This is a genomic window from Aurantibacter sp. (assembly GCF_042094015.1).
Taxonomy (GTDB): domain Bacteria; phylum Bacteroidota; class Bacteroidia; order Flavobacteriales; family Flavobacteriaceae; genus Aurantibacter.
Map to the genome: position 1 here is coordinate 20,649 of NZ_JBELDZ010000033.1, position 6,480 is coordinate 27,128.

The 6,480-nt window shown below is 28.4% G+C and carries 7 protein-coding genes; 4 read left to right on the forward strand and 3 right to left on the reverse strand.

Annotation, left to right across the window (positions count from 1 at the left end):
- Nucleotides 1-3: 3 nt before the first annotated feature.
- The 3 genes from ACFDSN_RS06660 to ACFDSN_RS06670 are packed head-to-tail and all read left to right on the forward strand — an operon-like array spanning nt 4 to nt 2,841.
- A complete protein-coding gene (locus ACFDSN_RS06660; RefSeq protein WP_375239062.1) occupies nt 4-1,293 on the forward strand; it encodes a polysaccharide deacetylase family protein in 1,290 nt (429 codons plus the stop codon).
- On the forward strand, nt 1,286-1,975 hold the full coding sequence (locus ACFDSN_RS06665) for a YjjG family noncanonical pyrimidine nucleotidase (RefSeq protein ID WP_375239063.1): 690 nt from the start codon (nt 1,286-1,288) through the stop codon (nt 1,973-1,975). Before ACFDSN_RS06660 ends, ACFDSN_RS06665 begins: the two co-directional genes overlap by 8 nt.
- Nucleotides 1,975-2,841 (forward strand): hypothetical protein, encoded by an 867-nt coding sequence (locus tag ACFDSN_RS06670; RefSeq protein ID WP_375239064.1) that lies wholly within the window; start codon nt 1,975-1,977, stop codon nt 2,839-2,841. Before ACFDSN_RS06665 ends, ACFDSN_RS06670 begins: the two co-directional genes overlap by 1 nt.
- 43 nt (nt 2,842-2,884) lie before the next feature.
- Here the strand turns inward: ACFDSN_RS06670 and ACFDSN_RS06675 are convergent, their stop codons facing one another.
- Entirely contained in the window at nt 2,885-4,162 is a 1,278-nt protein-coding gene (locus ACFDSN_RS06675) for a replication-associated recombination protein A (protein ID WP_375239065.1), read from the reverse strand.
- An 89-nt stretch (nt 4,163-4,251) separates the two neighbouring features.
- On the opposite strand from ACFDSN_RS06675, the gene ACFDSN_RS06680 reads away from it, so the two are divergent.
- Nucleotides 4,252-5,028, forward strand: coding sequence for a rhomboid family intramembrane serine protease (locus ACFDSN_RS06680; RefSeq protein ID WP_375239066.1), 777 nt, complete (start codon nt 4,252-4,254; stop codon nt 5,026-5,028).
- Nucleotides 5,029-5,044: 16 nt separating this feature from the next.
- Here ACFDSN_RS06680 and rlmB read toward each other — a convergent pair whose 3' ends face one another.
- Together rlmB and ACFDSN_RS06690 are read right to left on the reverse strand one after the other, a co-directional pair.
- Nucleotides 5,045-5,779, reverse strand: a complete 735-nt coding sequence (gene rlmB, locus ACFDSN_RS06685) for a 23S rRNA (guanosine(2251)-2'-O)-methyltransferase RlmB (protein WP_375239067.1) — start codon at nt 5,777-5,779, stop codon at nt 5,045-5,047.
- A 61-nt stretch (nt 5,780-5,840) separates the two neighbouring features.
- A partial coding sequence (locus ACFDSN_RS06690; RefSeq protein WP_375239068.1) for a T9SS type A sorting domain-containing protein occupies nt 5,841-6,480 on the reverse strand: 640 nt, incomplete at its 5' end.

The following is a 6,480-nucleotide window of genomic DNA, read 5'->3' on the forward strand; positions in this document are numbered from 1 at the left end:
ACTATGTTATTAGTCTATACGCCACAAATTACGCCAAGAGTAAAATATACTTTTAAGCAAGTATGTACGCGTATTTTAGGCATTTCTGTTAGTTTTACGTCTACAATAGAAGACTTTATTGCGCATGATAGTTTAAAAATGTCTTACGCAAAGCAACCTTTGGGTAATGAGTTTTTTGTGCGTTCGCACGATTTGTTATTTGAAAATGGACTTAACGATTTAGAGTTTAAGGTTTATAAATGGGAAGACACCAAATGCTTTTTTATAAATGGAGAATTAAGTCATTTACCATTTGATATTTTCTCTGCAACGTTTTATTTGTTGTCTAGATACGAAGAGTATTTACCACACGTAAAAGATGAATATGGTCGTTTTATGGCAACGGAAAGTTTAGCTTTTCAAAATGATTTTTTACATCAGCCGGTAGTAGATATTTGGGCAAATAGGTTTAAAAAAGCTTTACAAGAAAAATTTCCAGATTTTGAATTTCAAGAGAAAACATATAAAGTAAAACCTGTAATAGATGTTCCTTTAGCGTTTAAGCATAAACATATCGGTTTTTTTAATTCGTTAACAGGATTTGTAAAAGATATTCTAAATTTTAAAATTAAGGATGTTTATCTTAGAATTTCTGTGCTTTTAGGGTTTAAAAGGGATAGTTACAATACTTATAAATACATTATAAATCGTCAAAAAAAATCGAAATCAAAATTCTTGTTTTTCTTTCTAGTAGGCGATTATTCTTCGCATGATAAAACCATAAGTGTTCAAAATCAGTATTACGTTTCATTAATAAAACATATAAGCGATTATTGCTCTATTGGATTAAAAACGTCTTATGAAGCATTAAGTTCTATTTCAGAATTAAAGAAAGAGAAAAAACGCTTAGAATTAATTACGAATAAAAATATAATAGGATCTAGACAATCGTTCTCTAAGGTTAATTTACCGGAAGCTTATAGGAATTTAGTCGAGTTAGAAATTCCAGAAGATTATACAATGGGATATATAGATTATTTAGGTTTTAGAGCAGGAACTTGTTCACCTTTTCTTTTTTATGATTTAGATTTCGAAATACAAACACCTTTAAAAATTAACAGCTACCAAATGCTAGATTATGCGTTGTTAAAAACTAATTCTTTATTAGATAAGCAGCAAAAAGTGGCACAATTAGTGAATGAAATTAAAAAAGTAAATGGAACTTTTATTCCGGTTTTTCATAATTATACGTTTTCAGACGAGTTGCAATGGATTCATTTTAAAAGCCTTTTTAAACAAATAATAAATGACTAAAAACACTATAACCGATGTGTTTTTTGATTTAGATCATACACTTTGGGATTTCGATAAAAACTCTAAGCTAACTTTTAAATATATTTTTGAAAAGCACAAGGTTCAAATAAATTTAGACGATTTTATTAAAATATATGAACCAACAAATCTTAAATTTTGGAAACTTTTTAGGGAAGAGAAAATTTCTAAAAAAGATTTGCGTTACCGTAGATTAAAAGAAGTTTTAGAAGGTGTAAATTATTTTGCGTCAGATAATTTGATTCATCAGTTATCAGAAGATTATATAACATATTTGTCTGATAACAACTACTTGTTTGATGGTACATTAGATATTTTAGAATATTTAAAACCTAATTATAATTTGCATATTATAACCAATGGATTTAGTAATGTACAAGATAATAAAATGAATAAATCTGGCTTAGCTCCATATTTTAAAACCTTAACAGATGCAGAAACTGTTGGTGTTAAAAAACCTAATCCAGATATTTTTAATTATGCTATCAATAAAGCAAATACTAAAGTTGAAAATAGTATTATGATTGGAGATAGTTTAGAAGCAGATATAGAAGGCGCTTTAAATATAGGACTAAAAGCCATATATTTCAATCCTAAAAAAGAAAGTACTTTACCTAATATTATAACAATAGATCAATTATTACAACTAAAAAAACATTTATAATGAAGAATATCTTACTAGTGATTTGTCTTTTTTTAACGACAAGTATTTATGCACAAAACGTTAATAAATATAAATATGTTTTAGTCCCAGAAAAGTTTGAATTTTTAAAAGAAGCAGATCAATACAGACTAAATGGTTTAACTAATTTCCTACTAAAGAAAAATGGATTCAATTCATATCTTGGAAAAAAAGATGTGCCAGAAGAAGCCTTAAATAATAACTGTATAAATCTTTTTGCGGATGTAGTTAAAGAGTCTAATATGTTTAAAACTAAGGTCGCACTACAATTAAAAGATTGTAGAGGTGAAGTTGTTTATACATCGCCATTTGGTGCATCTAGATCTAAAAGTTATAAAGTGGCTTATAATGAAGCTTTAAGAGCTGCAGCAGAACACTTATCTACTTTGAATTACAAATATGATGAGTCTGAAACTATATCAGATAAAGAGCAAAATAGCATTGAAAAAATTACTGAAACTATTGTAAATGATTCTACAATAATAACCACAACAACTACCAAAATAATTAAAGAAGTTTCTATTCCTGAAAATGAGGAAAAAGTAGTACTAAATAAAGTTGTTGAAGAAAAAATTCTAAAAACTAAAGAGGAAGAAGGAAAGTTGCCAACTAAATTTTATGCTAAGAAAAGACAAAAAATTGGTTGGGAAGATTATAATATTGTAGATGAAAATGGTGTGCTATATTTTGTTTTTTACAGCACAGGAAAACAAGACACTTTTTTAGTTGATCAAGTAAAAAATAAGGATAAAATGTTATGTTTTAAAGAAAATGATTTATGGCATTTAGTTTCTAGAGATGAAACTAAAATGGAAATAAAAGCATTAGAAATAGAATTCGAGAAGTAATTTTTAAATATAAATAAGTCTAAATACGGTTTCTAAATATAGTTTAGTAACCGTATTTTTCTTTCCAGCGTGTTTTTAAAAAATCTCTTTGAGCTTGTTCTCTAATATTTTCTCCAGGTTTATAAAATGTTGTGTTTGCTATAGCTTCTGGCATAAACTCTTGATGAATAAAATTATTTGTTGCATTGTGCGAATAGCCGTAGTTTTCTCCATAACCAATCTCTTTCATAAGTTTTGTTGGTGCATTGCGTAAACTTAAAGGTACTGGTAAATCTCCGGTTTCTTTCACTGCTTTTTGTGCTTCTGAAATAGCCATATAAGCAGCATTACTTTTTGCAGAACAAGCCATATAAGTAACACATTGACTTAATATAATTCTAGATTCAGGAAAACCAACTACAGAAACAGATTGAAACGTTGTGTTTGCCATAACTAAAGCCGTAGGATTTGCATTTCCAATATCTTCACTAGCTAAAATAATTAAACGTCTTGCAATAAACTTTACATCTTCTCCGCCTTCAATCATTCGTGCTAAATAATATAGTGCAGCATTTGGATCGCTTCCACGAATAGATTTTATAAAAGCCGAAATAATATCGTAATGTTGTTCACCTGCCTTATCGTATGTTGCCGAACTATTTTTAATATGTTCAAAAACTAAATCATCAGTAATTTCAATGGTATCAGAATTTATGGCGTTTATGACTAATTCAAAATTATTTAAAAGTTTTCGTCCATCGCCACCAGATAAACGCAATAGAGCTTTTGTTTCCTTTAAGTTAATGTTCTTTTTAGATAAATACTCATCTTCTTTAATTGCACGCTTTAAAATAGCTTCTAAATCATTTTTATTAAAAGCTTCTAAAATATAAACTTGACAACGCGATAATAATGCAGAAATAACTTCAAAACTCGGATTTTCTGTAGTTGCACCAATTAAAGTAATCCAACCTTTTTCTACAGCTTGTAATAAAGAATCTTGTTGCGATTTACTAAATCGATGAATTTCATCTATAAACAGAATAGGATTTTTTGTTGTGAATAAACCACCACTTTGTTTTGCTTTATCTATAACGTCTCTAATATCTTTAACACCAGAATTTATAGCACTTAATTGATAAAATGGACGTTTAGAAGTTTCTGCAATGATATTAGCTAAAGTTGTTTTTCCTGTTCCTGGCGGACCCCAAAGTATCATAGAAGGAATAATTCCTTGAGATATAATTTGAGATAAAGTTCCATTTTTACCAACCAAATGGTTTTGACTGATATAGTCTTCAAGTGTTTTTGGACGTAAACGTTCTGCTAATGGTGTATTCATATTCAAAATTAAGAAATTTATTGTAGTATTTCTATCTGACAATATTTCATTTTGTAATTTATTGGACTATTATTTGACTAATAGATTCTATGAAAGATGAATTTTTCGATTTATTATTTAAAACTCTAAGTATTCCAATTATTGGTGTTGTATTGTTGTGGCTTATTTTTTCAATAGAGATTAGATATGGTCTTAATTTCAACTCTTTTGGAATATATCCAAGAGAATTTAAAGGTTTAGTTGGTATTATTTGTTCGCCATTTATTCACTCTAATATTTCTCATTTATATAGTAATACTATTCCTTTATTAGTTTTAGGTTCTAGCCTGTATTTCTTTTATCCAAAAATCGCAACTAAAGTTGTTATTACAGGTGTAATTTTATCTGGACTTTTAACTTGGAGTATAGGTCGGCCATCTTTCCATATAGGTGCAAGTGGATTGATATATGTCTTATTTAGTTTTATATTTTTTAAAGGAATTCTAACAAAACACTATAGACTTATTGCTTTAAGTTTAGTGGTGGTTTTTTTGTATGGAAGTATGATCTGGTATACTATTCCAATAAAAGAAGGTGTTTCTTGGGAAGGACATTTAAGTGGATTTGTTGTTGGGTTATTTTTTGCTTTAGTGTTTAATCGAAAAATAGAAAAACCTAAACTTTATGAATGGGAACAACCTTCTTTTAATGCAGAAGATGATCCTTTTTTAAGACAGTTTGATGAGAATGGTTATTTTTTTGAGCTTGAACCAGAAGTGTTAATAGAAGAAGTAGAGCAGGAGAGATCTTTAACTGATACAACTTCGACTTTACCAAAACATCACACTTTTATATACAAATTTAAACCTAATAAACTTGAAGAGTAATTTTATTTATTTCAAATTAGAGCCTTTGTCTTAAAGCTTCATAAAGAAAAGCACCACAAGCTACAGAAACATTTAAAGATTCTATTTCGCCCAATAAAGGAAGCTTTGCTTTTTCATTAGCTAATTTTAAAACAGATGGATTAATTCCTTTTCCTTCAGAACCCATTATTATAGCACAAGGTTCGTTAAATGAAATATCGTAAATAGTTTGATCAGTTTTTTCTGTAGCAGCAATTACTTTTACTTCGTTTGCTTGAAAGAAAAATAACGCATCTTTAACGTGATCTACTTTACAAATTGGCATTTTAAATACTGCACCAGCACTTGTCTTTATAGTATCACCATTTACTGGAGCACCACCTTTTTTCTGAATAATAATACCATCAACTCCTGTACATTCTGCTGTACGTATTATTGCACCAAAATTTCTTACATCACTTAATTGATCTAAAATTAAAAAAATAGGTTTATCTTTTTTGGTGATAACTGATTCGTAAAGTGTTTCTAAATCTTGAAATGTAATTGGAGCAATTTTTGCTACTGCACCTTGATGATTATTCTTCGTTAATTTATCTAACTTCTCTACAGGAACATAAGATGCATTTAAACGTTTGGTCTTTATTAATTGTTCTAGCTCTTTAAATAAATCGCCTTGCAACCCTTTTTGCAAGAATAATTTATCAATAGCTTCATTTGAATTAATAGCTTCAATAATAGCTCTAATACCAAAAATTTGTGTGCTTTTTTCCATAAGACAAATGTATAAAAAAACAGCCTAACATAAATTAGGCTGTTTAATTAATAAGTCAAGTTTATTGCTTAATAATTTTTTTAATAGAAGTTGTATTACCACTGTATATTTTTAACAGGTAAATCCCTGAATTTAAATTATTAAGCGCTATGTTTCTCTTTCCTTTATAAGTGTTTATTAACTTTCCATAAATATTATAAACTTCTATTTTGTCTATGTCATATTTACTTTCTATTGTTACTAAGCCATTTGTTGGATTTGGATAGATTTTTAGATTTGTTAAATCAAATTCATTGATATTTAGTAAGGTACAAGTTGGTGCTGTGATATTTGTTTCTATTGTACCTGTAGCTGTTAAATCTCTACCTGTTAAAGCAGGGTGATCTAATGCAATTTTTTTAGCACGAAAAACAAAATTACCTGATGGAGAATCTCCTTGTGTTAATATACCAGTGTTTGTGTCTGGATTTATATATTCCCAAACTATTTCTTTTGCTTGATTTATTTCAAAAATTTTACCTTTTGTACCTTCACATATTAAAGTGTTTCCATTAGGTAATCTTTCAGCTCCTGAAATTATTGATGAAAAAAAGTCACTTTGATTCGGACTAGACGTATACTCCCATGAATTATTATTTGGTAAAAAACCAGTACTTGTATCATATTCATACACCCCAGGTGTTAGTTCATTTGGACTTATA

What these genes read in the sequence shown, in the direction of transcription:
- ACFDSN_RS06660 (WP_375239062.1), top strand. Translation starts at nt 4, where the DNA reads ATGTTATTAGTCTATACGCCACAAATTACGCCAAGAGTAAAATATACT.
- ACFDSN_RS06665 (WP_375239063.1), top strand. Translation starts at nt 1,286, where the DNA reads ATGACTAAAAACACTATAACCGATGTGTTTTTTGATTTAGATCATACA.
- ACFDSN_RS06670 (WP_375239064.1), top strand. Translation starts at nt 1,975, where the DNA reads ATGAAGAATATCTTACTAGTGATTTGTCTTTTTTTAACGACAAGTATT.
- ACFDSN_RS06675 (WP_375239065.1), bottom strand. Translation starts at nt 4,162, where the DNA reads ATGAATACACCATTAGCAGAACGTTTACGTCCAAAAACACTTGAAGAC.
- ACFDSN_RS06680 (WP_375239066.1), top strand. Translation starts at nt 4,252, where the DNA reads ATGAAAGATGAATTTTTCGATTTATTATTTAAAACTCTAAGTATTCCA.
- rlmB (WP_375239067.1), bottom strand. Translation starts at nt 5,779, where the DNA reads ATGGAAAAAAGCACACAAATTTTTGGTATTAGAGCTATTATTGAAGCT.